The 26,265-nt window shown below is 61.2% G+C and carries 22 protein-coding genes; 11 read left to right on the plus strand and 11 right to left on the minus strand.

Annotated elements, in window-relative coordinates; translation table 11 throughout:
- Positions 1-22: 22 nt before the first annotated feature.
- A complete protein-coding gene (locus KIK84_RS09370; RefSeq protein WP_214122798.1) occupies positions 23-664 on the plus strand; it encodes a GntR family transcriptional regulator in 642 nt (213 codons plus the stop codon).
- Positions 665-677: 13 nt separating this feature from the next.
- On the opposite strand, the gene KIK84_RS09375 is transcribed toward KIK84_RS09370, so the two are convergent.
- The 3 genes from KIK84_RS09375 to KIK84_RS09385 all read right to left on the minus strand — a co-directional run bounded on the left by KIK84_RS09375 (position 678) and on the right by KIK84_RS09385 (position 4,427).
- Positions 678-1,028: a DUF6172 family protein gene (locus KIK84_RS09375; protein WP_214122799.1), complete on the minus strand. Its 351-nt coding sequence runs from the start codon at positions 1,026-1,028 to the stop codon at positions 678-680.
- Positions 1,029-1,068: 40 nt separating this feature from the next.
- Positions 1,069-2,088 carry a Gfo/Idh/MocA family protein gene (locus KIK84_RS09380; RefSeq protein ID WP_214122800.1) on the minus strand — a complete coding sequence of 340 codons (1,020 nt, stop codon included), beginning with the start codon at positions 2,086-2,088 and terminating at the stop codon, positions 1,069-1,071.
- A gap of 104 nt (positions 2,089-2,192) precedes the next feature.
- Positions 2,193-4,427, minus strand: a complete 2,235-nt coding sequence (locus KIK84_RS09385; RefSeq protein WP_214122801.1) for an NADP-dependent isocitrate dehydrogenase — start codon at positions 4,425-4,427, stop codon at positions 2,193-2,195.
- 275 nt (positions 4,428-4,702) lie between these two features.
- Between KIK84_RS09385 and KIK84_RS09390 the strand changes: the two genes are divergently transcribed.
- Positions 4,703-6,457 carry a tannase/feruloyl esterase family alpha/beta hydrolase gene (locus KIK84_RS09390; protein ID WP_214122802.1) on the plus strand — a complete coding sequence of 585 codons (1,755 nt, stop codon included), beginning with the start codon at positions 4,703-4,705 and terminating at the stop codon, positions 6,455-6,457.
- A 21-nt stretch (positions 6,458-6,478) separates the two neighbouring features.
- Positions 6,479-7,039: a DUF3237 domain-containing protein gene (locus tag KIK84_RS09395; RefSeq protein ID WP_214122803.1), complete on the plus strand. Its 561-nt coding sequence runs from the start codon at positions 6,479-6,481 to the stop codon at positions 7,037-7,039.
- Positions 7,040-7,128: 89 nt separating this feature from the next.
- On the opposite strand, the gene KIK84_RS09400 is transcribed toward KIK84_RS09395, so the two are convergent.
- The 6 genes from KIK84_RS09400 to KIK84_RS09425 form a co-directional block, all read right to left on the minus strand.
- On the minus strand, positions 7,129-8,511 hold the full coding sequence (locus KIK84_RS09400) for a glycoside hydrolase family 28 protein (protein WP_214122804.1): 1,383 nt from the start codon (positions 8,509-8,511) through the stop codon (positions 7,129-7,131).
- A 384-nt stretch (positions 8,512-8,895) separates the two neighbouring features.
- Entirely contained in the window at positions 8,896-11,211 is a 2,316-nt protein-coding gene (locus tag KIK84_RS09405) for a malate synthase G (protein WP_214122805.1), read from the minus strand.
- A 123-nt stretch (positions 11,212-11,334) separates the two neighbouring features.
- Positions 11,335-12,912 (minus strand): M20/M25/M40 family metallo-hydrolase, encoded by a 1,578-nt coding sequence (locus KIK84_RS09410; protein ID WP_250207869.1) that lies wholly within the window; start codon positions 12,910-12,912, stop codon positions 11,335-11,337.
- Positions 12,913-13,005: 93 nt separating this feature from the next.
- Positions 13,006-13,779: a siderophore-interacting protein gene (locus KIK84_RS09415; RefSeq protein WP_214122806.1), complete on the minus strand. Its 774-nt coding sequence runs from the start codon at positions 13,777-13,779 to the stop codon at positions 13,006-13,008.
- A gap of 28 nt (positions 13,780-13,807) precedes the next feature.
- A complete protein-coding gene (locus tag KIK84_RS09420) occupies positions 13,808-14,152 on the minus strand; it encodes a hypothetical protein (protein ID WP_250207870.1) in 345 nt (114 codons plus the stop codon).
- A 16-nt stretch (positions 14,153-14,168) separates the two neighbouring features.
- Positions 14,169-14,720 (minus strand): RNA polymerase sigma factor, encoded by a 552-nt coding sequence (locus tag KIK84_RS09425; protein ID WP_214122807.1) that lies wholly within the window; start codon positions 14,718-14,720, stop codon positions 14,169-14,171.
- Positions 14,721-14,841: 121 nt separating this feature from the next.
- Here KIK84_RS09425 and pyrF point away from each other — a divergent pair, with 121 nt between their 5' ends.
- From pyrF to rbsD, 6 genes are all read left to right on the plus strand, one after another.
- Positions 14,842-15,672 (plus strand): orotidine-5'-phosphate decarboxylase, encoded by an 831-nt coding sequence (gene pyrF, locus KIK84_RS09430; RefSeq protein WP_214122808.1) that lies wholly within the window; start codon positions 14,842-14,844, stop codon positions 15,670-15,672.
- 164 nt (positions 15,673-15,836) lie between these two features.
- Positions 15,837-16,781 (plus strand): sugar ABC transporter substrate-binding protein, encoded by a 945-nt coding sequence (locus KIK84_RS09435; RefSeq protein WP_214122809.1) that lies wholly within the window; start codon positions 15,837-15,839, stop codon positions 16,779-16,781.
- A gap of 51 nt (positions 16,782-16,832) precedes the next feature.
- Positions 16,833-18,398, plus strand: a complete 1,566-nt coding sequence (locus tag KIK84_RS09440; RefSeq protein ID WP_214122810.1) for a sugar ABC transporter ATP-binding protein — start codon at positions 16,833-16,835, stop codon at positions 18,396-18,398.
- Complete coding sequence (locus KIK84_RS09445) at positions 18,395-19,387, plus strand: ABC transporter permease (protein ID WP_214122811.1); 993 nt, start codon at positions 18,395-18,397, stop codon at positions 19,385-19,387. Before KIK84_RS09440 ends, KIK84_RS09445 begins: the two co-directional genes overlap by 4 nt.
- 24 nt (positions 19,388-19,411) lie before the next feature.
- Positions 19,412-20,425, plus strand: coding sequence for a LacI family DNA-binding transcriptional regulator (locus tag KIK84_RS09450; protein ID WP_214122812.1), 1,014 nt, complete (start codon positions 19,412-19,414; stop codon positions 20,423-20,425).
- A complete protein-coding gene (rbsD, locus tag KIK84_RS09455; RefSeq protein WP_214122813.1) occupies positions 20,422-20,817 on the plus strand; it encodes a D-ribose pyranase in 396 nt (131 codons plus the stop codon). Before KIK84_RS09450 ends, rbsD begins: the two co-directional genes overlap by 4 nt.
- A 65-nt stretch (positions 20,818-20,882) precedes the next feature.
- Here the strand turns inward: rbsD and KIK84_RS09460 are convergent, their stop codons facing one another.
- Together KIK84_RS09460 and exaC are read right to left on the minus strand one after the other, a co-directional pair.
- Positions 20,883-21,239: a DUF779 domain-containing protein gene (locus KIK84_RS09460; protein WP_214122814.1), complete on the minus strand. Its 357-nt coding sequence runs from the start codon at positions 21,237-21,239 to the stop codon at positions 20,883-20,885.
- Positions 21,240-21,241: 2 nt separating this feature from the next.
- A complete protein-coding gene (gene exaC, locus KIK84_RS09465) occupies positions 21,242-22,762 on the minus strand; it encodes an acetaldehyde dehydrogenase ExaC (RefSeq protein ID WP_214122815.1) in 1,521 nt (506 codons plus the stop codon).
- 245 nt (positions 22,763-23,007) lie between these two features.
- On the opposite strand from exaC, the gene KIK84_RS09470 reads away from it, so the two are divergent.
- Entirely contained in the window at positions 23,008-24,996 is a 1,989-nt protein-coding gene (locus KIK84_RS09470) for a sigma-54-dependent Fis family transcriptional regulator (RefSeq protein WP_214122816.1), read from the plus strand.
- Positions 24,997-25,218: 222 nt separating this feature from the next.
- Positions 25,219-26,229, plus strand: a complete 1,011-nt coding sequence (locus KIK84_RS09475) for an ABC transporter ATP-binding protein (protein ID WP_214122817.1) — start codon at positions 25,219-25,221, stop codon at positions 26,227-26,229.
- The last annotated feature ends 36 nt before the right edge of the window (positions 26,230-26,265 follow it).

Below are 26,265 nucleotides of genomic sequence, written 5' to 3' on the forward strand. Positions count from 1 at the left end.
CCTTCTTATAGATTATCTATAAATGACAGGCTTAAAAAATAATCATCCCAGCACCGTTGAGCGCATTGCCGAGGCTTTGCGCACGCGCATTATTCGCGGTGAAATCGCTGGCGGAGCGGCCTTAAAGCAGGATTACGTAGCGCAGGAATTCAATGCCAGCCATGTCCCGGTGCGGGAGGCATTTCGGCATCTGGAAGCGCAGGGTTTGGTGATCACATTGCCCCGCCGTGGGGTGCGTGTGACCACCATCGATCGTGCAGCCATCAAGGAAAATGTAGAAATGCGTGGTGCTCTGGAGATTCTGGCGTTGCGCCACAGCGTCGCTAAGTTCGGGGCTGAGCACATCGCCCGTTTGGAGCAGGCGCACCAAGCCTGTGCACAAGCTGCTTCGTTGGTGGAGTGGGATGCCGCCAACAACCTGTTCCACGATATTCTTTCCAGTGAATGTGCAATGCCGCGTCTGCTCACTGTCTTGAAGCAGTTGCAACTGGTTAACTCGCGCTACCTGTTCTCGATCGGGCTCAAGCGCGGCTGGCAGCCACGCTCAGATCATGATCACATGCTGATCATCGACGCGCTGAGAGATAAGAAAATAGACCGAGCCGTGCAACTGCTCAGCATGCACATTGGCACGATGGAACGGGTTGGCTTCGTGGCTGCATGAAGCCAATCGCCATTCAGTCGTCGCCGTCTTCATCCAAAAAATTACCAGCCTCGTCGGCAGCACGTGGGCGTTCAGTGCGGGGGCGATCGCTGCGCTTGCCAGCGCGGGCACGCAATTCCACATAAAACTGGTTGGCCCCGCCATCGGTGATGGTGGTGATCAGCGCGGGCAACTCGCGCACGGACACGGCTTCGGCCAAAGCCTCTTCGGGGCCGAAGCGGCAATCAAACTCCCACACATCAAAGCCCTCGGGCAAAGGGCGGCGCAGCTCGCGGTGCTGGTACTTGCGGATGTCATGGCGCGCAGCATCCAGCAGGCGGTCGCGGTTTTTGCCTTCAATCTGCAGTTGGTAAGTTTTTTTCATGGGGATTCCAATAGAGGGGGCGGATCATACGCTTACCCTCTCAATCGGCCCGGTTGGGCATGTCTCTTTCGCTTGCGAAGCGTTGCATGTTCCCCGTATCGGCAGCCTCTCGCGCCATCAGACTGGCCAAGGTGGCGTTGAAAGCGTCATCGCTGCTGACGATGCAGTCAGCCGTGCCCAGCACCTGATCCACGAAGCTGGCAAAGATCGAACGTTCTGGCAGTTGTGCCAGGGTTTGCGGACCTTCGGCTTCATCGTTGATCAAGCAGACTTGCTTGTCACGTACCTCCAGCACACCCCGTGTGCCGGTGATGCGGATGCGGTCATCGTCGTGCGAGGGCGCAGTCGTGGGGCGCAGGTAGTCAATGCTGACGGTCGCGGCGATGCCATGGCTCATGTCGAACAGGCATTGCGCCGACACTTCCAGATCACCATGGCCTGCATTGTGCTGGCGGCTATGGCGCGCGGTGACGCTGAGGAAATGCGCGCCGCTGAACCACTGCAACCAGTCGATAGCGTGGCTGCCGACCCAGGGAATCAGGCCCCCGCAGGATTCGCGCTGTGTGTAGAAAGCAGGGCGGGTGCCGAGCTTGTAGGACTTTTGGGCATGCATGAGGCGCACTGCCCCGATGCGCCCAGCGCTGACAGCCGCGTGCGCCGTGAGGAACCACGGCTTGCAGCGGATGCCAAACATGGCGCTGAAGTGTTGGCCACTGGCACCATGGGCAGCACGCAATGCTGCCAATTCGTCCAAGGTCGTGGCGACGGGTTTTTCCGAGAAGACGTGGATGCCGCGTTGCAGGCATTCGCGGCTGATGCGTGCGTGGTCGCCAAAGTGGCTGTTGACGGCCACGATGTCGGGCTTCACGGTATCGAGCATGCCCTGCCAGTGCCCGAAACGGGGCACCTGCAGTGCACGCTCGGCGAGCATCGTCTCGAGTTTGCCCATGTCTTCGCCAAGTGAGCCTGCGGCATAAGCGGCGAGTTGGATGCGCTCGTCTAGGCCCTCCAGCACATAGCGGTAGTGACCGCTCCCACCAACAATGCAGACCGTGAGCATCGATACTTTCCTTGGGTGTTATGGGGAAGGATTCAGGGCTGTACAGCAGCAGAAAAAAAGGGCAGACCCAGTCTGCCCCTTTGCGAGTGCCAGCCTTGAGTGGCTCAGGCCACAGAGCCCAACGCTGCGTTGAACGTGGCGCTGGGGCGCATGATGGCATCCAGCTTGGCCGTGTCGGGCAGGTAGTACCCGCCAATGTCAGCGGGTTGGCCCTGCACCGCTGCCAATTCGGCCACGATAGTGGACTCTTTCGCAGTCAACTCTTTTGCCAAGGGTGCAAACTGGGCTGCCAAGGTGGCGTCTTCCGTTTGCGCGGCCAACTCCTGTGCCCAGTACATGGACAGATAGAACTGGCTGCCGCGGTTGTCCAGCTGACCGGTCTTGGGGGACGGGTTCTTGTTGTTGTCCAGCAGCTTGCCTGTGGCTGCGTCCAGCGTCTTGGCCAGCACCTTGGCTTTGGCGTTGCCGGTTTTCAGGCCCAAGTCTTCGAGGGAAACCGCCAGCGCCAGAAACTCGCCCAGCGAGTCCCAGCGCAGGTGGTTTTCTTCCACCAATTGCTGCACGTGCTTGGGCGCAGAGCCGCCCGCGCCGGTTTCGTACATGCCGCCACCGGCCATCAAGGGCACGATGGAGAGCATCTTGGCCGAGGTACCCAGTTCCATGATGGGGAACAGGTCGGTCAGGTAGTCACGCAGGATGTTGCCGGTGGCGCTGATGGTGTCCAGGCCGCGGATGACGCGCTCCAGCGTGTAGCGCATGGCACGCACCTGGCTCATGATCTGGATGTCCAAGCCAGTAGTGTCATGCTCGTGCAGGTACATCTTCACCTTGGTGATGAGTTCTTTCTCGTGCGGGCGGTAGGCGTCCAGCCAGAAGACCACGGGCATGCCGGAGTTGCGTGCGCGGTTGACGGCGAGTTTCACCCAGTCGCGGATGGCAGCGTCCTTGCACTGGCACATGCGCCAGATGTCGCCTTGTTCCACGTTTTGGCTCAGCAGCACTTCGCCCGTGGCCAAGTCGGTGATGTTGGCCACGCCGTCTTCAGGAATTTCGAAGGTCTTGTCGTGGCTGCCGTATTCCTCGGCTTGCTGGGCCATCAGGCCCACGTTGGGCACCGTGCCCATGGTCTTGGGATCGAACGCGCCGTGCCACTTGCAGAAGTTGATGATCTCTTGGTAGATGCGGGCAAAGGTGGACTCGGGCATCACGGCCTTGACGTCTTTCAAGCGGCCGTTGGCATCCCACATCTTGCCACCAGCGCGGATCATGGCAGGCATAGAAGCGTCCACGATGATGTCGTTGGGCGAGTGGAAGTTGGTAATGCCCTTAGCAGAGTCCACCATGGCCAGCTCGGGACGGTGTTCATGGCAGGCGTGCAGGTCGCGCTTGATTTCGTCTTGCTTGCTCTGGGGCAAAGTGGCGATCTTGCCGTACAAATCGGCCATGCCGTTGTTCACGTTGACGCCGAGTTCCTTGAACAGCGCACCGTGTTTTTCGAACGCGTCTTTGTAGAAAATCCGCACGCAATGGCCGAATACGATGGGGTGTGACACCTTCATCATGGTGGCTTTCACGTGGAGCGAGAACATCACGCCGGTCTTGCGGGCATCTTCAATTTCACGCTCGTAGAACTCCAGCAGGGCTTTTTTGCTCATGAACATGCTGTCGATCACTTCACGATCGAGCAAGGACACTTTGGGCTTTAGCACAATGGTCTGGCCACTCTTGGTGATCAGCTCCATCTTCACATCGCGTGCGCGGTCCAGCGTCATGGACTTTTCACCGTGGTAGAAGTCGCCATGGTGCATGTGCGAAACGTGCGATTGCGAGGCTTGGCTCCACTCGGCCATGCTGTGGGGGTTCTTGCGGGCGTATTCTTTGACGGCTTTGGGCGCGCGGCGGTCGGAGTTGCCTTCGCGCAAAACGGGGTTCACCGCACTGCCGATGCACTTGGAATAACGGGCGCGGATGGCCTTTTCTTCTTCGGTCTTAGGGGCTTCTGGGTAGTCAGGAACTGCATAGCCTTTGCTCTGGAGTTCCTTGATGCATGCCACCAATTGGCCTACAGAGGCGCTGATGTTGGGCAGCTTGATGATGTTGGCGTCGGCTTGCAGGGTTTTCTTGCCGAGTTCTTGCAGCGTGTTGGGAACTTTCTGCTCGTCTTTCAGGAAATCAGAAAACTCGCCCAACACGCGGGCCGCTACAGAAATATCAGACTCGACCACGTTGATGCCTGCGGGAGCCGTGAACGTGCGGATCAACGGCAGGAAAGAAGCCGTGGCCAGACGGGGGGCTTCGTCGGTCAGTGTGTAGATGATGGTCGGTTGCTGGGTGCTCATCCTTTATCTCCTAAAAATGATGGTGTGTGCCGCGCTATTGTCCGAACTAGGCAGCAATCTCCGAACAGTGTGTGATTGTGCGTGCAGTAGTCTGCTCCGAATCGAAATTTCAGCAACACGTTACCGCAATATGAAATGGAGCCACTGTTCTAAGGAAATTATTTTAGGGGCAGGCTCGGCAGAGGCTCTATGGAAATGCCTTGCACCAGCAGATCGGCCCCAGACTAGGGAAACTCAGGAGATTCAATAAGCAATTAATTATAAAAAATAACTGAATGAAGCCTTATTCCTACACCACCCTTGCTTTGCCCGTACTCGCCAGTGCGCTGCTTCTGGCTGCCTGCCAAACAACGCCCCCCGCCACCCCCGTCCGTGCAGCCCAGGGTGCTAGGCCTGTGGGCCCGTGCGAAGCGCTGCAAGGTCGATTCCAACACCCGGCAACCCGACTCACCCACGTCGAGGCCGTTGCAGCGGGCAGCGTCACACTCCCCGGCATAGCAGAGCTCATGCCTGCACATTGTCTGGTGCGCGGTGCCCTGCGCGAGCGCACCAGTGTGGTCGATGGCAAGCCCTATGCCGTGGGTTTCGAAATGCGTTTGCCACACGATTGGAATGGTCGGTTGTTCTACCAAGCCAATGGCGGCTTGGACGGTAGCCTGACGCCGGCCTGGGGTGACATTTTGGGTGGCGGCCCGCGCAGCAACGGTCTGCTCAAGGGCTTTGCTGTGATCAGCTCAGATGCCGGGCACCAATTGGAGCGAGCCGCAGGCGCCATTGGTGGTGCCACGTTCGGCGTAGATCCAGACGCCCGCCTGGACTACGGCTACCGTGCCGTGGCCGACCTCACGCCCATGGCACGCGCTTTGGTGCTTACTTACTACGGCAAAGTACCAGACCGCGCCTACTTGGTTGGTACCTCCAACGGCGGGCGACATGGCATGGTCGCCGCGGCACGCGACAGCGGCCAGTTCGATGGCATTGTGGTCACAACCCCAGGCTACCGGCTGCCCCTTGCGGCTGTGACGCAGCTATGGGGTGCCCAACAGGTGGCCCGCATAGCCCCGCAAGGAAAGGATCAACGCCCAGATCTGCAAGCAGCTTTTCCCCCAGCCGCCCTGGCTGCGGTCGCCCAGCACGTGCTGCTGCGCTGCGATGCTCTGGATGGTCTGCGCGATGGCTTGGTTCACGATGTGGTTGGCTGTCAAAAAGCATTCGATCCATTGCGTGACCTGCCCGTTTGCGGCGCTAACGCCAGCACGAACTGCTTGAGCCAAGCGCAGCGGGATACCTTGGTAAGGCTATATGCCGGCCCCCGCACCCGAGATGGTCAGCCCTTCTACAGCGAGTGGGCTTGGGATGCCGGTATCCGGGGCAGCGACTGGCGCACCTGGCGTTTTGTCAACAGTGTTGGCCCGCGCGATGCCGTGGCGGTGGGTTTTGTGTTTCAAACGCCGCCCGCCAGTACCGCCGTGCTCAACGGTCAAGGTACCAGTCTGATCGACTTCGCACTGGGCTTTGACCTAGACCGCGATGGCCCACGCCTCAAAGCCACCGACAACACCTACCGCGAATCGGCCATGGATTTCATGACGCCACCACAAGCTGAGCGCATGGACTCCTTTGTGGCCCGAGGCGGCAAGCTGCTGCTGGCCCACGGCAGCAGCGACCCGGTGTTTTCCGCTCTAGACACCGTACGCTGGTTGGACGCCTTCCGCGCACGACATGGTGCCCGCACCGACGACCTGGCTCGGCTCTACTTGGTACCAGGTATGAACCACAGCCGGGGCGGGCCCGCTACCGACCAGTTTGACTTGGTCGACGCCATCGTGCGCTGGGTTGAGCAAGGCCAGCGGCCCGAGGCCATCACCGCCACCGCCCGTGGCGTGGGCAGCAATCTGCCTAACCCGGAAGTCCCAGCCGACTGGGCACCGCAGCGCACGCGCTTGTTGTGCCCTTACCCGCAAGTGGCTCGCTATAGCGGACAGGGCGATACCGAACAAGCCAGCAGCTTTCGCTGCGTAACCCCCTGACACCCCCAACCAGGAGCCTTGATGCCCAACATGAACCGCCGCCAACTGCTGGCCACAGCCCCCGCTGCATTGGCCACGTCAACCCTATGGGCCCAAAGCCCGGCCCCATCCGCACCCTTCCCGCCCACAGGCGCAGCCGCTGCTGCAGCCGGTGCACCCAAGCTCGAATGGATCTATGACGCTATCGTGGACATCGAACCCGCGCAGTTGCTGGGTGATGCCCCCTTGGGCGAGCGGCGCATGGTGCCCATCAGCGGCGGCACGTTTGAAGGCCCCGGACTCAAGGGCACCGTCCTGGCCGGTGGTGCCGATCGCCAACTGGTGCGCAAGGATGGCATCGTGCAACTCGACGCTCTGTACGAGATGAAAACCCACGACGGCGCCGTGATCACCGTACACAACCAGGTACTGGTGGACAACAAACCACCGGGTGGTGGGCCGCGCTACGCCTTCTCGCACATCAAACTGACGACTCCCACTGGCCCCTACGAATGGCTCAACCGCAAGGCCTACGTGGGCACATTGACCAGCCTGCGACCACAGCGGCAGGCGGTGCTGATCCGCTGCTACCAGTTGGCCTGACCCTCAAGCGCCATGGTGCAGCCAGCACACCACGTAGCCCAAGATGCCTTGGGCGTTGTTGTCCAGCTCGGCTCCTTGATGGTCTGCGCTTACTTCTGGTTCAGCTGGCCATCCTTCTGCAGGATCAGCTTGTCACCCGTATGGGCCTTGAGGCTGAACTTGCGAGCCTCGACGCTGGCATTGCGGATCAGCAGACCGCGCTCGGCTTGGATTTTCACGTTCTCGAAACGGAAGTCACTGATCAGCGCTTCGGGCACGCCGACGATGTAGCCGGCGGCCTTGCTCTTGCCGGTGGACGTCAGATTGATGATGCGGATGTTGCTGAAATGTGGCGTCTTCACGGCATCGAAGGCCTGGGCCGGATCGGAGTCCGCCGGGTAGAGCTGGTCGCCCACCACGAAGCCACCTTCGGCCAGGGCCTTAGCCAGTTCCTCGGCATTTTCCGGTGCGCTCTTGTAATAGCCAGAGAAGACCAGTGGCACGCCCACGTTCACCATCTTCGTGTCACGGTAGGTGATGTTCGTGACCTTGCCGGCCTTGCCACGCGGGCTCTTGATGCGCAGGCCGTACATCGAACCCTCGAAGCTGTTGTGTTCGACCAGAACGTTTGACACGCCGCCAGCCGATTCGCTGCCGATGGAAATGCCGCGCCCACCCTTGATGGTGTTGTGGGCGATGTATATGTCATGTGTTACGCCTTGCGGGAAGCGTGGATCGGCTTTCTCGGCCTTGATCGCAACATGGTCGTCATTGTTGTCGATGAAGTTGTGGGTGATGCGCACGCGGCGGCTGTCGATCGGATCGATGGCATCTGTATGCGGCGCGAACTGCGGACTGACGATGCGGGTGCGGGTCACATCGATGTCTTCCGAATAGCGCATGACCACGTGAAAACTCGGCGAGTTGTTGATAGTCACCCCCTCCACCAGTACGTTATGGCTGTTGCGGATGTAGATCAGGCGCGGCCGATCGGTCGAGCCCCGCTTGGCCGGATTGGCGCGCACATTGGCGCGCCAGCGCTCCCACCACACAGCGCCCTGCCCGTCGATCGTGCCTTCGCCGCTGATCGCCACATTTTCGGCACCCGCCACACTGATGAAGGGCAGCCAGCCGTTCTCGGCTTCGGCATACTTGGTTTCGGGCGTGGCGCGATAGCTGGATTCGGTAGTGGACGCGACGAGAATGGCGCCCTTTTCGAGTTTGAGTCGGACATTGCTCTTGAGGAAGATCGGATCGGTCAGATAGTTGCCAGCCGGAAACAGCACGGTGCCGCCGCCAGCCGCCGCGCAATCATCAATGGCCTGCTGGATCGGCGCTGTGTTCAGCTCAATCTGCTGACGCAGGCCATTGGCACCGTAGGCAGTCACATCGCAGACCTTGGTCGGAATGCGGATGTCGGTCACGGCCCACGCGGCCGGTGTGAGTGCGGCCAGGGCCAGACAGATCAGGGAACGAAGATGATTCGGATACATTCAGAACTCCAGAATAGAAAGCTTTCGGTTTGACTTAGCGCACCACAATCAGACGCAGATCGTTGACGTTTGTCCGGGGCGGCCCGGTGACGATCAGATCACCCAGTGCCACGAAGAAGCCATAGCCGTCGTTATTTTCAAACGGGTAGGAATTTCAACCGTATGAGTCCCAGTATTGCACGGATTGGGGGCTATCCGAACGGGCTTGTTTGCTGACTTTGGGTGTGGTGCGCCTTGTCTACAGGCTGTTCCATCGCGTGTGGGCATGCTGAGCGCTTAGACCATCCCGCGGCGGCTGCGGTGCCGCCGTCTGGTTTGTTCACCAACTGATTTGCTGGTTCACCTCGTAGTCCGGTGTTGGCTCTGGCCCCAGCAATGGCATTGCTATGTCGCGTTCTGTGCCGCCTTCACCTTCAAGCGCCAAGCATGCAGCAGCGGTTCGGTATAGCCACTGGGTTGCTCCTTGCCCTTAAAGATAAGGTCACTCGCCGCTTGGAAGGCCGCGCCTTGCCAGTTACCCACCATGGGCGTGTAGGCCTTGTCCCCCGCGTTTTGCTTGTCCACCTTGGCGGCCATGCGTTCCAGGGTTTCGCGCACCTGCGCCTCAGTCACCACGCCGTGGTGCAGCCAGTTGGCAATGTGTTGGCTGCTGATGCGCAGCGTGGCACGGTCTTCCATCAGGCCCACGTCATTGATGTCGGGCACCTTGGAGCAACCCACGCCCTGGTCCACCCAGCGCACCACGTAGCCCAAGATGCCTTGGGCGTTGTTGTCCAGCTCGGCTTGCTTTTCGGTGGCGCTCCAGTGCGGGTTGGCGGCTACGGGTACGGTCAGCAGGCCGTTTAGCAGCTCCTCGCGCACCTTGGCAAAGGCCTTGCCTTGGATGCTTTTCTCCAGCGACTTTTGCACCCCAGAGACCAGCACCTGGTGGTAGTGCATGGCGTGCAGCGTGGCACCGGTGGGGCTGGGCACCCACGCGGTGTTGGCACCCGCCTTGGGGTGGGTGATTTTTTGCTCCAGCATGGCCTTCATGAGGTCGGGCATGGCCCACATGCCTTTGCCAATCTGCGCCTTGCCACGCAAGCCGCAGCGCAGGCCCACCAGCACGTTGTGGCGCTCGTAGGCTTGTATCCACGCGCTGGTTTTCATGTCGCCCTTGCGCAGCATGGGGCCTGCGTGCATGGCGGTGTGCATCTCGTCGCCCGTGCGGTCGAGGAAGCCGGTGTTGATGAAAGCCACGCGGCTCTGCGCAGCGGCAATGCAGGCCATCAGGTTGACCGAAGTGCGGCGCTCCTCGTCCATGATGCCCAGCTTCACGGTGCTGTCGGGCAGGCCCAGCAGCTGCTCCACACGGGCAAACAGGTCGGCGGCAAAGGCCACCTCGGCTGGGCCGTGCATTTTGGGTTTGACGATATAGACCGAGCCTTTGCGCGAGTTGCGCAGTGCACCAGCTTCCACGTCCTGCTTGGTTTTCTTCAGGTCGTGCAGGGCGATGGCGGTGGTGATGACCGCATCCATGATGCCCTCGGGAATCTCTTTGACCTTGCCATCCGCGTCGGTGAACAAAATGGCGGGGTTGCTCATCAGGTGGCCCACGTTGCGCACAAAGAGCAGGCTGCGGCCATGCAGGCGCACCGTCTTTTTGCCCTTGGGCGCGGTGTAGATGCGGTCGGGGTTCAGGCCCCGGGTCTGCGTGTGGCCGCCTTTCTCAAAGGTCTCGGTCAGCGTGCCTTGCAAAATGCCTAGCCAGTTGCGGTAGGCCAGTACCTTGTCCTGCGCATCCACTGCGGCCACAGAGTCTTCTAGGTCGAGGATGGTGGACAGCGCCGCTTCCACCACCAAGTCGCTCACGCCAGCGGGGTCTGTTTTGCCGATGGGCGTGCTGCGGTCAATGCGAATGTCCAAGTGCAGCCCGTTGTGCACCAGCAGCACGCTGCTGGGGGCTTTGGCATCGCCTTGGTAGCCCACCAGTTGGTCTTTGTCGGCCAGCTTGCTGGTGCTGCCGTCTTGCAGGCTCACCACCAAGTCCCCGCCTTTGATGCGGTAGCCCACCGAGTCGATGTGCGAGCCTTTTTTGAGTGGGCAGGTGCGATCCAGCACGTAGCGCGCGTACTCGATGACTTTGGCACCTCGTTTGGGGTTGTAGCCCACGGGTTTGCCATTTTTGACGATGGTTTTCTCGCAGCCCTTGTCTTCGCTGATGGCATCGGTGCCATACAGCGCGTCGTACAGCGAACCCCAGCGGGCGTTGGCGGCGTTCAGGGCATAGCGGGCGTTGAGCACGGGCACCACTAGTTGTGGCCCGGCTTGCTTGGCCAGTTCAGCGTCCACGTTGGCGGTGCTGATTCTCACCTTGTCTGGGCAGGGTACTAAGTAGCCAATGCGCTCCAAGAACGCCTTGTACGCTGGCATGTCGGTAATGGGGCCGGGGTGCGTGCGGTGCCAGGCGTCCAGCTCGGCTTGCAGGCGGTCACGTTCAGCCAGCAGGGCGGCGTTGCGCGGGGCCATGTCGGCCACGATGGCATCGAAGCCACGCCAAAACGCTGCTACGTCCACCCCGGTGCCGGGCAGTACCTGCTGCTCAATGAACTGGTGCAGCGTGCTGGCCACCTGCAGGCGGTGGATATTGATGCGATCCGATGCCGCTTTGACCTTGGTTTGGGCTGGGCGTGGTTGGGTGTTGGCTGTGTTGGTGCTCATGCAGTCCCCGTTAGCGATGGTTTGAACATAGCTGGGGACTGTATTGCATCTACCAAAGTAGCGCTACCGCCTATTTTTGCAATGTATTCATGACTTTATTGCAAGTAATAGGCGATCAGCCACTCAGGGCAGGGGAGTGGTCAGCATGGAGGCGATGGTGCGAATGCCCTCCACGTAGTTGCCCATGCGCATGTTCTCGTCGGGGCCGTGCTGGTTGTTGTCGGCGTTGACCAGTGGCACCACGATATAGGACTGCTTGAGCACATCGACCGCACCGCTCATCGGCAGGGTAGAGCCCCACATGCGGATTTTTTCTGGGTCTTTGCCGCGTGGAGCACGCACGCCTTGTAGCGTCCACTGTGCCAAGGCCGACTCCATGGGCACCCGCGCTGCCGAGGCCGAGCTCGGGTAGGCAATCACGCCCAAGCGGGCCAGCTTGTCGTAGCGGCTGCGTTCTTCTGCCGTAGGTGTTTCCCCCTCAATGAGGTGGTAGCCGCGTGACTGCACATACTGACGCACCAGCGTGTGCATGCGTTGCGGTGGTGTTTCCGGCACGGTGCGGATGTTCAGGCTGGCCGTGGCCGCTGCTGGAATGGCGTTGGCTGCTTTCGTGCCCACTTGGCCTGCGGACAGGCCCAAAATGTCCAGTGATGGGAACTGCATCGCCAGCAGCGGGCTGCGTACTGTGGGCTCCAGCGCAGCAATGCCCAGGCGCTTGAGGATGGCCGCCGCGGGTTGCGAGCTGGCTTCCACTTGCGCACGCTCAGCATCGGTCAGGCTGATGCGGTCGTAGAAACCGGGGAGCACCACCTTGCCATCCTCGTCTTTCATGCCAGCGAGCAAACTGGCTAGACGCTGCGCCGGGTTGGGAATGACGTTGCCATACACACCGCTGTGCTGCGCGCTCATAGGGCCAAACACGGTCAAATCCAACTGCATCGAGCCGCGGTTGCCAAAGTTGATGCTGGGTTCATTGCTGGGTGGCATGGCACCGTCGTAGACGATCAGGCCATCGCTTTGCAGCAGCGTTTGGTTGTCTTGCATCACGAGGTGCAAGCGCGGTGAGCCTTTCTCTTCCTCCGAGTCCAGCAGCACTTTGATGTGCATGGCCGGATCCACTTGGGCGGCGCGCAGCGCGTCGATGGCCGCCAAGAACATCACGATGGGCGCTTTGTCGTCTGCAGATGCACGGGCAAACACCCGCCATTCGGGGTTGAACGGCGTGCTCTGGAGCTGCTCCAAGGGCAGGGTTTGCCACTGGCCTGCTGCATCACGCAGGCGCAGTGTGGGTGTCCATGGCTCGGTCTTCCACTCGCTGGGGGTGACGGGCTGGGCGTCAAAGTGCATGTAAAACAGCACCGTCTTGGTGGCTGCGGTGGCTTTTCGGGCGGGCAGCTCTGCGTAGACCAAGGGCTTGCCCTCGTTGGGCAGTTGCCGGGTGGCAAAGCCGCGTTTGGCAAAGGCTTGCGTCAGCCAGTCGGCATTGCGCACAATGTCCGCGGCCTTGCTGGACTCGCTGGGCAGGGCCACAAATTGCAGGTATTCGGGAAAGCTGGTGCGGGCAAATTGCTCCGCCGTGGCTTGCGTGAGCACGTGCTGGCTCCAAGCCAGTGGTGCGGCGCACAGCACGCCCAGTGCAGCGGCAGTGCGACGCCAAGCCAAGCCCCGTATGGGGGCCGTCCGATTAAAAAACGGGTGCATGCGGTAAAAATCCTCTGGTTTGTCTGAAAGGCGCAAGCCTAGCAGGCAAAAAACAGGCCAGCACCCGCAGCCCTGCGATGGAGCTGATGGAAATTAATCCAAGCCCTTCTTGCCGGGAGCCCAATAGGCTTTGTTGTGGAACTGCCGCCCTTTGATACCCTGTCGGCCCAAAAACTGGCGGATGCGCTGAATGGAGCTGGCTTTGCCGCTGAGTACAAAGGACGCAGATGGATGGGTTTGCACCCAATCCAAAGCCAGTTTTTCCACGGCAGACAGATGGGAGTCTTCGCCAGTGCGCTCAAGCACACGGGTTGTTTCCAAGCCCAGAGCCTGGATGACTTCCTGCGTGTCTTGCAGCGACGTCACTTCCAGTGCCGCCAGCACAGGCCCTGCTGCTGGCTGAACGTGGCGCAGTGCGGCCACCAGCCCGATGGAGGTTTCATCCCCAAAAACGAAAGCAGGAGAGTCAATCTTGGTCAGGTCAATAGAGCCACGCGGCCCGAAAAAGGTGCACTCATCGCCAGCACGCACCCGTCGCGCCCACTCGGCACCAGGGCTTTCGCCATGCAAGTAGGCCAAGATGCGTGTGCTACCTTGTACCGGATCCCACTCCACTGGGGTGTAAGTGCGTTGTACCCAGCCGCCAAACTGCACCTGAATTTTGTCGCCCGGTGTCCATTGGACATCCTGCAGCGCTGCGCCTTGGATGGTGATCATCCTGAACTTGTCTCCCAGCGCTTCAACGGCAGTGACCTGTGCGGGGCGCATCAGGATTTTGTGCAAGACAGATTCGAACAAGCCTGTGCGCTTGTCCAACGATGGGGTGCTTTCGTCTGAGCGTGTTTGTGGTGCAGACAGATCCGTCATAGGTGTTTCTCCGTGTAATGGGTGGTGTTCATTTCATACCGTGTGGCGCCGCTTCGGAGGAGCCAAACTGCCCACCCCAACGGCTTTGGAAGCGGCGCTTGAACAGCTCCCGCTCATCGTTTGTCATGCCTTGCCAGCGTTGGCGCATCTTGCCGCGCAAACCGCCGCCGCCCAGTAGCAGTTTGCTCAGCACAAACAAGCCCATGGCCTGCCAATAATCAATCGGCTTGACCCCCGCGAACACGGCAGGCATGAGCCAGTTCCACAGCAGCATGACCACTGCACTGACTACAGCAAGCACCGCCACCAGTAGCACGCCCATGGCCAGCGCTTTGGTGGCGCGCCCCCGTCGATTGGCAATAAATGGTTTCATGGTTGGGTTTCCTTTGTTAGGTTAGTTCGTCGTAAAACGGTTGCAGTCGGTTTCTCAGATGCAGCACTGCGCGTCGTTTCCAGCCCAGCAGGGTGTTGACGTTGGTGCCGCTGTGTGTGGCCATGTCCTGAAAGCTCAGGCCTTCCAGTTCATGGCCTATGAACACGTCGCGCTCGTTGGGGGGTAATTCGTCCAAGGCGTTGGAGATGGCCTCTAGCAGCATCGCTCGCATGTAGGCGGCTTCGGGGCCACCATCGGGATCGGGCAAAGCTTCTTCAAGATAGAGATACTCAGCCTCGTCATCGTCTTGCCCCGATGCATCCGACCATGACTCTTCGCGCTTTTTGCGGAAACGGTCGATGATGCGGTTGCGAGCCACCCGCGCCAGCCAAGCGCCCACTTGCTCAATCGGCTCGGGCAATGCCCACGCCTGCGTGAACTCGAACAGCACATCCTGCAAGATGTCTTCTGCATCGCCAGCATTGGGTACGCGCCGGCGAATAAAACCCAGCAACCGTGCACGTTCGCGCACGATGATGGCAGCAATGTCATCGGTGTGCGGGGTCATCGGTCTATATAAGGCATGGGGATCGAGCGTCGTGTCCATAACTGTATAGACGGATGGCGCGCCAAAATATTGTGGCAACGGATAAAAAAAATGCACAGCCCATGGTTGTTACCATTGCCTTATGACATTTCTCGACCAACTCCACGCCGCCGAACGCCAAAATCAATCCCTGCTGTGCGTTGGCCTAGACCCCGAGCCCAGCCGCCTGCCCCTGTCCATGCGCGGCGATACCCACCGCCTGTACGACTTTTGCGCCGCCATCGTCGATGCCACGGCCGACTTGGTCATCGCCTTCAAGCCGCAAATCGCCTATTTCGCCGCTTGCGGTGCCGAAGCCCAGCTGGAAAAACTGATGCGCCACATGCGTGCCGCAGCGCCCCATGTGCCCATCATTTTGGATGCCAAGCGTGGCGACATTGGCAGCACGGCCGAGCAGTACGCCAAAGAAGCCTTCGAGCGCTATGGGGCGGATGCCGTGACGCTCTCGCCCTTCATGGGTTGGGATTCGGTGGAGCCCTACTTGCGCTTTGAGGGCAAGGGCGCTTTCTTGCTCTGCCGCACCTCCAATCCCGGGGGGGACGATCTGCAAAGCCAAACCCTGCACAGCGTGCCCGGCCAGCCCAAGGTGTTTGAGCACGTGGCCAGCTTGGCCCAAGGCCCATGGAACCGCAACGGCCAACTCGGCCTGGTGGTGGGGGCGACGTACCCTGCTGAAATTGCCCGCGTGCGCGAACTGGCCCCCACGCTGCCGCTGCTCATTCCCGGCGTAGGCGCCCAAGGTGGTGACGCCGTGGCCACCGTGCGCGCAGGCTACACCCCTAATGGCCCCATCGTTGTCAACTCCTCCCGCGCCGTGCTCTACGCCAGCGCAGGCGAAGACTTCGCCGCTGCCGCCCGCAGCGTGGCACAAGCCACGCGGGAGCAGTTGGAGTTGGCCAAGGCGGCGGCCTGATTTTTCACGAGACACCTTAGCTCTGCACGCCTGACGGCCACGCCTTGCGCGTGGATCGGGCGTGACAAGGCCTCATGAAAACCCCAATAGAAAACGTATGCGCAAACGTTTGCGCGTGAGGCAAAATCCAAATTCCAACAACCATCAATGAGAAGGAGACATCAATGACATTCACACGCCGTACCGTACAAACCGCTGCTGCTCTGGCCCTGCTGGGCGGCTTGGTGGCTCAGCCTGCATTGGCGCAAGAAAAGCCCAAGGTCGCGCTGATCATGAAGTCCTTGGCCAATGAGTTCTTCCGCACCATGGAAGACGGTGCCAAGGCCCACCAAAAAGCCCACGCCAAGGACTACACCTTGGTGACCAACGGCATCAAAGACGAAACCGACACCGCCGCACAGATCAAGATGGTTGAGCAAATGGTGGCCCAAAAGGTGCAAGCCTTGGTAATCGCTCCTGCCGATTCCAAGGCCTTGGTGCCGGCCATCAAAGCCGCTATCGACAAGGGCATCTTGGTGGTCAACATCGACAACCAACTGGACGCTGCCGCGCTTAAGGAAAAGTCCATCACCGTGCCGTTTGTGGGCCCTGACAACCGCGCTGGTGCGCGCTTGGTCGGTGATCATTTGGCCAAGACACTCAAGTCCGGTGACAAGGTGGGCATCATCGAAGGCGTGTCCACCACGTTCAACGCGCAGCAGCGCACCTTGGGCTACCAAGACGCGATGAAAGCCGCTGGCATCACCGTGGTGGGTGTGCAGTCGGGCCAATGGGAAATCGACAAGGGCAACACCGTGGCCGCTGGCATGCTGCGTGAGCACCCCGACCTGAAGGCGCTGCTGGCTGGCAACGACAACATGGCCCTGGGCGCTGTAGCCGCCGTCAAGGCTGCTGGCAAGGCCGGCAAAGTGGCCGTGGTGGGCTACGACAACATCTCCGCCATCAAGCCCATGCTGGCCGATGGCCGCGTGTTGGCCACGGCTGACCAGTATGGTGACAAGCAAGCCGTGTTCGGCATCGAAACCGTGCTCAAGGCCTTGGCCGAGAAGAAAAAGCAAGCCGACATGCCTGCTCTGATCAAGACCGACGTGGTTTTGGTGACCAAGTAATCCACCCCCACCAAGGCCCTCGCAAGAGGGCTTGGTTAGACAGCCGTGCTTATGACTCGCGCCGATTCTTCTCCCTCCACCGCTGCGCTGCGCATGCAGCTCGCGGGCATAGGCAAGACCTATGCAGGCCCCGTGTTGGCCGATGTTTCCTTGTCCTTGCAGGCGGGCCAAGTGCTGGCCCTGACAGGAGAGAACGGAGCGGGCAAAAGCACGCTGTCCAAAATCATTTGTGGCTTGGTCAGTCCCTCCAGCGGCAGCATGCTGCTCGATGGTCAAGCCTTTGCCCCCACCTCGCGCCGCGATGCCGAAGCGCAAGGTGTGCGCATGGTCATGCAGGAGTTGGGCCTCATTCCCACCCTGAGTGTGGCCGAAAACCTGTTGCTAGACCGGCTGCCCCACCGCGCTGGCTGGCTCAAGGACAAAGAGCTGCGCGCCTTGGCGCAAGCCCAGCTCGACAAAATGGGCATCCACGACATTGACCCTGCCACTCCCGTGGGGCAGCTGGGCATTGGTCAGCAGCAAATGGTGGAGATCGCCCGCAACCTGCAAGACTCCACGCGGGTGCTCATTCTGGATGAGCCCACCGCCATGCTCACTGCCCGTGAGACCGAGCACTTGTTCGCCCAGATCGCCCTGCTCAAGCAGCGCGGCGTGGCGCTTATTTATGTTTCGCACCGCCTTGAAGAGCTACAGCGCATTGCCGACCAAGTGGCCGTCTTGCGCGACGGTTTGCTGGTCGATGTGCGTCCCATGGCGGGTGTGCAAGAGGCCGAACTGGTCGAGCGCATGGTGGGCCACCACGTGCACGAAGACTTGCAGCGCCCCATACGTCCCGCAGGCCCTGTGCTGCTGCGCGCCCATGGCATTGGCCGTGGCAAAGCGGTGCAAGGCGTAGATTTGGAACTGCGTGCTGGCCAAATCATGGGCATAGCCGGGTTGGTCGGCGCAGGTCGTACCGAGTGCATACGCCTTTTGTATGGCGCCGACCGCATGGACAGTGGCAAGCTGGAGGTGTTCACCCAAGCCAGCCAGCGGCACGGTTTGCGCGGCCCGTGGCGCTCCCCTATGCAAGCCATGCGCGCAGGCATCGGTCTGGTGACTGAAGACCGCAAATCCCAGGGTTTGCTGCTACCCCAGTCCATCCGTGTCAACATGACCCTGTCGGACGTACCCGCCATCGCCCGCGCAGGCTGGCTGCGCAGTGCCCATGAGCATGGCGTGGCCCGCAGCCTGATTGAGCGTCTGCGTGTGCGCTCGCACAGCGAGGAGCAACCTGTCTCCACCCTGAGTGGCGGCAATCAGCAAAAAGTGGTGCTGGCCCGCTGGCTGCACCGCGAATGCGAGGTGCTGCTGCTGGACGAACCCACCCGTGGCGTAGACGTTGGCGCCCGCGCCGAAATCTACGCTGAACTCGAACAAATGGCTGCTGCAGGCAAAGCCCTGCTGGTGGTCTCTAGTGACTTGCGCGAACTGCTGGCCCTGTGCGACCGCATCGGCGTCATGCACGCAGGTCGCTTGGTGCAAACCTTTGAGCGTGGTGCTTGGAGTGAGCAAGCCATCTTGGCTGCCGCTTTTGGTGAAAGCACCCAACCCAACCCCACAACCCAGACACTATGAGCACACCTGCAACGTCCTCTAGCCTGGCCAAGTCCTACGGCAACAACTCTTGGAGCACCTACATCGGCTTGGGGGTGGTTTTGCTGTCCATGGTGGCCCTGTTCAGTTTCTTGAGCGAATATTTCTTCACGCTGGAAACCTTTGTCACCATCGCCAACGAAATTCCCGCTCTCACCGTCATGGCCGTGGGCATGACCTTTGTGCTCGTCATCGCAGGCATCGACTTGTCGGTCGGCTCCGTGTTGGCTCTGAGCGCCGCCATGACGGCAGCGGCCATCTTGCAGTGGCACTGGGGCGTGCTGCCCGCCACCTTGCTGGGCTTGGTTACAGGCTTGGTGTGCGGCTCCATCACCGGGGCTGTGTCGGTGGCGTGGCGTTTGCCCAGTTTCATCGTGTCGTTGGGCATGCTCGAAGCGGTGCGCGGTGCCGCGTACTTGGTAACGGACTCGCGCACCCAGTACGTGGGTGGTGCCATGTCTACCCTGGCCGCCCCATGGATTGGTGGCGTGTCTGTGGCGTTTGTGCTGGCTTTGGCCTTGGTGGTGGCGGGGCAGTTGGTGCTCACCCGCACCGTGTTGGGCCGCTACGTGGTGGGTATTGGCACCAACGAAGAAGCCATGCGCTTGGCCGGGATCGATCCTCGCCCAGTGCGCATCATGGTGTTTGCGGCCACGGGCTTTTTGGCCGCGCTGGCGGGCATGATGCAGTCGGCCCGCCTTGAGGCAGCAGACCCCAACGCAGGCATCGGCATCGAGCTGCAAGTCATTGCCGCCGTGGTCATTGGTGGCACCAGCCTCATGGGCGGTCGCGGTTCGGTCATCAACACCTTCTTTGGCGTGCTCATCATTGCTGTGCTGGAGGCGGGCTTGGCCCAGATTGGTGCCAGCGAACCGGTCAAGCGCATCGTGACGGGTGCAGTCATCGTAGTGGCCGTGGTCATTGACACCCTGCGCCAGCGCCGCGCCGAGCGCCGCCTAGGCCAGCACTGAGTAGCGGCCTGCTACCCTCGGCGCATGGCCACTATCAAAGACGTCGCATTGCAGGCTGGGGTATCGGTCACCACGGTGTCGCACGTGGTGAACAAAACCCGCCACGTCAGCCCCGAGGCGCTGCAGCGTGTGGAGCGCGCTATCCGCGACTTGGGCTATGTGCCCAGCGCCGTGGCCCGCAGCCTCAAGCGCAACAGCACCCACACGCTGGGCATGCTCATCCCCAACAGCTCCAACCCCTACTTTGCCGAGATCGTGCGTGCTGTAGAGGATCGCTGCTTTGGCGCGGGTTACGCCCTGGTGCTGTGCAATACCGACGACGAACCGCACCGCCAACACATCTACCTGCAGGTGCTGGCTGAGCGGCGCATAGACGGGCTCATCGTCATCTCCACCGGGGATGACCAAGACCTCATCACCATGCTGCACGGCATGACCATCCCTACCGTGGTGGTAGACCGCGAGATACCCGATCCGACTGGAGACCAAATTGGCGCCGACCAACTGCACGGTGCTTTGCTCGCCGTGCGCCACTTGGTCTCGCTGGGGCATAGACACATCGCCTGCATAGGCGGGCCTGAAGGCTTGGCCCCCAGCCAGCAGCGCATAGCCGGTTGGCAGCAAGCACTGGCCGAAGCGGGCGTCAATGCGGCGGCAGACCAGCTCTGGCGTGGCAACTTCAGCGCCCAAGGCGGCTACGAAGCCATGCATGCCATCTTGCGCTCGCAGCAGCGCCCCAGTGCGGTGTTTGCGTGCAACGACCTCATGGCCATAGGTGCACTGCGCGCCGCCCATGAGATAGGCCTGCGCGTGCCCGATGAACTGTCCATCGTCGGCTTTGACGACATCGAGCTGGCCAACTTTTGCTCCCCACCGCTGACCACTGTGTCCCAACCCAAGCAGCGCATAGGCGCGTTGGCGGTGGACATGCTGCTAGAGCGCGTCAAAGGCCGCCGCCAAGCCGTGCGCAAGGTGCTGCTGCATCCCGAGCTGCACGTGCGCGCCTCCACTGCCCCCAATTCCATCCATTTGCCATGAAACGCTCCCCTTTGCTGCACGCCGACATCTCGTACCTCATCGCCACCCTGGGCCATGGGGACACCATCGTCATTGGCGATGCCGGGCTGCCCATACCAACCGGGCCACAACGCATAGATTTGGCCGTGCTGCGTGGCGTGCCCACGCTGGCGCAAACCCTGCAAGCCGTGTTGAGCGAGATGGTTGTCGAGGGCAGCGTGATAGCCCAAGAAGCCCCGCTGGCCGCCAACGGCCTGCCCGCGTGGTACCCCACCGAACTGGCCGGCGTGCGGCCCCAGACCGTGAGCCACGAGGAGTTCAAGCGCTTGACGCAAAGTGCCCGCGCCATCATCCGCACCGGCGAATGCACGCCCTACGCGAACATCATCTTGCGGGCGGGGGTGGCGTTTTAGTGGGCTAATCGATTTTGTTTGGATTGCTATCAATTTGATGGCTGTCACAGCTTATCCCACGGGCTCTACAGGCCAAAAACCCTAGAGCGCATAAAAAAGCTCTGCCCCGTTCCGCTCTCCAGCGAAAACGTCCCGCATTCGCCGGGCACAGCGTCGATGATGATTTGGGTGTGTTGCCACGTGGCGTATTGCGACGCGCTCATGTAAAAGGGGCAGCCGCCTACCTCGCCCAGCAGTACGTCATTGTTGCCCAGCGGTATCTCGCCGGGCAGGTAGCAGCAGGCGGCGCTGTTTTCGCAGCAGCCGCCTGATTGGTAGAACAGCAGCTGCGGCCCGTGCTGGGCCTGCAGCTGCGCCACCAGCGCCAGCGCCGCAGGGGTGGCAACCACTTTGGCCTCTGCTTGTGATGCTGGCGTGTCCATGGTCAGAAGAAGCCCAGTTTTTGCTCGCTGTAGCTCACCAGCAAGTTCTTGGTTTGCTGGTAGTGGTCGAGCATCATCTTGTGCGTCTCGCGGCCAATGCCGGACTCTTTGTAGCCGCCAAACGCGGCGTGCGCCGGGTAGTCGTGGTAGCAGTTGGTCCACACGCGCCCGGCCTTGATGGCGCGGCCCATGCGGTAGGCCACGTTGCCGTTGCGCGTCCATACACCAGCGCCCAGCCCGTACAGCGTGTCGTTGGCAATGGCCAGCGCATCGGCTTCGTCTTTGAACGTCGTCACGGCCAGCACGGGGCCGAAAATTTCCTCTTGGAAGATGCGCATCTTGTTGTGGCCCTTGAACACCGTGGGCTGGATGTAGTAGCCCCCGGCCAGGTCGCCGCCCAGCGTGGCGCGGTCACCGCCAATGAGGCACTGCGCGCCTTCTTGCTTGCCCAGCGCCAGATAGGAGGTGATCTTGTCCATCTGCATTTGGCTGGCTTGCGCGCCCAGCATGGTGTCGGTGTCCAGCGGGTTGCCTTGTTTGATGGCGGCCACGCGCTTCAAGGCACGTTCCATGAATTGGTCGTAGATGGACTCGTGGATCAGCGCCCGGCTGGGGCAGGTGCAGACCTCGCCTTGGTTGAAGGCGAACAGCACCAAGCCTTCGATGGCCTTGTCCAAGTAGCCGTCGTCGCGCTCCATCACGTCGGCAAAGAACACGTTGGGCGACTTGCCACCCAGCTCCAGCGTGGCGGGGATCAGGTTGGTGGCCGCTGCTTGGGCAATCACCTTGCCGGTGGCGGTGCTGCCGGTGAAGGCGATCTTGGCAATGCGCTTGCTGGTAGCCAGCGGCATACCGGCTTCGCGGCCATAGCCGTTGACGATGTTGAGCACGCCCGGTGGCAGCAGGTCGGCAATCAAGCCCATGAGGATGAGCAGCGAGATGGGGGTGGACTCGGCGGGCTTGAGCACCACGCAGTTGCCTGCACCCAGTGCGGGGGCTAGCTTCCAGGCGGCCATGAGCAGGGGGAAGTTCCACGGAATGATCTGCCCCACCACGCCCAGTGGCTCGTGGATGTGGTAGGCCATGGTGGTCTCGTTGATCTCGCTGATATTGCCTTCTTGGGCGCGCACGCAGCCCGCAAAGTAGCGGAAGTGGTCTACCGACAGCGGCACGTCGGCGTTGAGCGTTTCGCGCATGGGTTTGCCGTTGTCCACGGTCTCGGCGTAGGCCAACAGCTCCAGGTTGGCTTCGATGCGGTCGGCAATCTTGAGCAAGATGTTGGAGCGCTCTGCAGGCGAGGTTTTGCCCCACTTGTCCGCAGCGGCGTGGGCGGCGTCCAGCGCCAGCTCAATGTCCTCGGCCGTGGAGCGGGCCGCCTGCGTGTAGGGCTTGCCGGTGATGGGGGTCACCACGTCGAAGTACTGCCCCTTGACCGGGGCGACCCATTGACCGCCGATGAAGTTGTCATAACGCGCTTGGTACTGAATCTTGGCACCTGCGGTGCCGGGGGCTGCATACAGCATGGTTGTCTCCTCGTTGGTGTTGTGTGTCATGCCCGCTGGGCAGGCCATTGCCTTTATCAAGACGCGTGCCATCGCGGCTGGTTTGCTAAGTAATTGATTCATAAGCTGTGTTGACTGGCTGTAGCGGGGAGAGGGTGTTGCAAGCAGGTGTTGCAGCGCGACAGGTGTCACAAAATGGAACACCGGGCTTGCCCTAGTGAAAACACGCCTTGTAGGGGGCCCCCGGTGCGCCAATACTGGGCCGCATGCGAAGCCCTTCTACCGCCTTGGCCTTGCGCCAAGCGCGCCAGCAACTCCTTGAACATGGCCAGTGCCCCCAAGGCTTGGTGAGTGAGCATTTGCTGCGCTCGTGGAACCGCTGTTTGGCGGCGGGCTTGCTGCCCACGCAGTCCAGTGGTGTGGCCGACTACAGCAGTGGTGCAGAGCTGCGCCACACACTCAGCGCCCACCAAAGCTTGCTGGCGCATTCGCGCCCCGTCATGGAATACGTGTTCGAACAAATGGGCCATAGCGAAGTGGTGGTGGTGCTGTCCGACCCCCACGGCACGCTCATGCACACGCTGGGCAACCCGGCGTTTTTGGGCAAGGCCGATAGGGTGGCTTTGTCACGCGGGGCCAATTGGCTGGAATCCACCCGTGGCACCAACGCCATCGGCACCGCGCTGGCCGAGTGCAGTGCGGTGCAAATCCACGGGGCCGAGCATTTTCTGGAGCGCAACAGTTTTCTCACCTGCGCGGCTTCGCCCATCGTGTCGGCCAGCGGCGAGGTGATGGGCGTGCTCGACATCTCGGGCGACTACCGCCACGGTCACGCGCATGCGCTGGGGCTGGCGGCCACGGCCAGCCGCATGATCGAGAACCGCCTCATGGTGGCGCACAGCCGGGGGCACTGGCGCTTGCATCTGCACGCCCAGCCTGCAGGCATAGGCAGCGTGGCCGAAGGCATTGTGTGGCTCAACGACGATGGCTGGATCATGGGGGCCAACCGCGCCGCCCGCGGCATGCTGCAGTTGCATGCCCCAGCCAGCGTGGGCCACAGCGCTAGCGTGCTGCGCTGCCAGCTAGAAAGCCTGCTCGATGTGCGCATGGCCGACCTGCTGGCCCAGTACCACCGCACCGGGGCTGCTGTGCTGCCCCTGCGTGGGCACGATGGCCGCCACTGGTTTGCTGCCTTGGGGCATGACACAGCAGTCGTCCACGCTGGGCCCACTGTGCTTGCAGGCACTATGGCCACGGCGGCCAGCGCCGTAGTGGGCCCGGCTGATGCAGCCGATGCCTTGGCCCAGTTGGACACGGGCGATACCCACTGGCGCGCTGCCACGCACAAGGTGCGCCGCGTGCTCGACAAAGGCATTCCCTTGCTCATACAGGGCGAAACCGGGGTGGGCAAAGAATGGTTTGCCAAAGCCGTGCATGCCAGCAGCGCCCGCCATGCCGGGCCGTTTGTGGCCATCAATTGCGGCGCTTTGGGCGAGAGCTTGGTAGAGGCAGAATTGTTTGGCTACGTGCCCGGTGCATTTACCGGGGCCAGCCGCCACGGCAGCAAAGGGCGCTTGCGCGAGGCGCATGGTGGCACGCTGTTTCTGGATGAAGTGGGCGATTTACCGTTGCCACTGCAAACCCGCTTGCTGCGCGTGCTGCAAGAGCGCGTGGTCGTGCCAGTGGGTAGCGGGCAGGCCTACCCGGTGGACTTTGCCCTGCTGTGCGCCACCCACCATGGCCTGCAGCAGGCGGTGGAGCAGGGGCGCTTTCGGGCCGATTTGTACTACCGTCTCAATGGCCTGACGGTGCAGCTACCCGCTTTGCGCGAGCGCACCGATTGGGACGCCTTGGTGCAGCGCCTGCTGGCCCAGTACGGTGCCAGCCATGCAGCACATGCCACGGCGGCTGTGCAGCTTAGCCCCGAGGTGGACGAGGCCCTGCGCCGCTACGCCTGGCCGGGCAATGTGCGCCAACTAGGCAACGTGCTGCGCACGGCCTGTGCCATGCTGCTGCCGCACGAGCGCTGCATTGGCTGGGAGCACCTGCCCGATGACTTGGTGCAAGCGCTGCAAGGCCCGGATGGTGTAGCGCCAGCCAACCCTGCCCATCCTGCTGCATGGCCCAACTTGCAGCAGCTCTCGCGCACAGCCATAGAGACGGCGCTGCAACAGTGCCAAGGCAATGTCTCGCAAGCGGCGCGGCTGCTGGGCATTAGCCGCCAAACCTTGTACCGCAAGCTGCACAAGCACTGAGCTGCAGCGGTATCTGTCTTTGCGATGGATGCCTTTAGCGTTAGTAATGTTGTTACGGTAAACAATCTAACTCTTCTTGGTGACATTAAAATTTTTCACTGTACAAAAACGATTTTGATTTGAAGCAAAACAAGGGTAATCCCGATCACTTGCATCACAGGTAACTGATTACATTCGCTGTCTGGGCTGCAGTGCAGCCTTTCGCTTTGTTGGAGTGCACGTATGAGTCAATCTGGTGTCCGCCTGCGCGGCATCGTCAAGAGCTACGCCAAGTCCAGTCCCGTCATCCACGGCATTGATCTGGACATTGAGCCGGGCGAATTTGCGGTCTTTGTGGGGCCCTCGGGCTGTGGCAAAACCACCCTGATGCGCATGATTGCCGGTTTGGAAGAAATTTCTGGTGGCGACTTGTTCATCGGCGAAAACCGTGTGAACGACGTGGAGGCTGCTCAGCGCGGCGTGGCCATGGTGTTCCAAAGCTATGCGCTGTATCCGCACAAAACCGTGTACGACAACATGGCTTTTGCGCTCAAGATAGCCAAAACGCCCAAGGCCGAAATCGACCGTCGCGTGCGCGAAGCGGCCAACATCTTGCAGTTGACCGACTACTTGGAGCGTCTGCCCAAAGCCTTGTCGGGTGGCCAGCGCCAGCGCGTGGCCATTGGCCGCGCCATTGTGCGCAACCCGCAGGTGTTTTTGTTCGACGAGCCGCTCTCCAACCTAGACGCCGCCCTGCGCACCAAGATGCGTGTGGAGCTGGCCACCCTGCACCGCCGCTTGGGTGCCACCATGATTTATGTGACCCACGACCAAGTGGAAGCCATGACGCTGGCCGACAAGATCGTGGTGCTCAACAAAGGCCGCATTGAACAGGTGGGCAGTCCCATGGAGCTGTACGAAAAACCCGCCACGCTGTTTGTGGCTGGTTTCATTGGCTCCCCCCAGATGAACTTCATTGGCGGTGAGTTTGCCCAGCGCTACCAAGCCAGCACCGTGGGCATTCGTCCCGAGCACTTGCGCCTGCAGGCCGATGGCGCGCTACGCGGCACGCTCAAGCACGCCGAGCGCTTGGGCAATGAAACCTTTGCTTATCTGGATGTGCCTAGCATCGGTGACATCACCGCCCGCATGGATGGCGATGTACAGGCCCAACCCGGCAGCGAGTTGGTGCTGGGCTTTGCCCCGGAGCACGTGTACACCTTCGATGCCGACGGCCAGCGCATCACTCGCTAAGGTGATAGCCCGCTAAATTTTTTGTGAGCAACCGCC

It is taken from the genome of Curvibacter sp. CHRR-16, assembly GCF_018474005.1.
Taxonomy (GTDB): Bacteria; Pseudomonadota; Gammaproteobacteria; order Burkholderiales; family Burkholderiaceae_C; genus Allorhodoferax.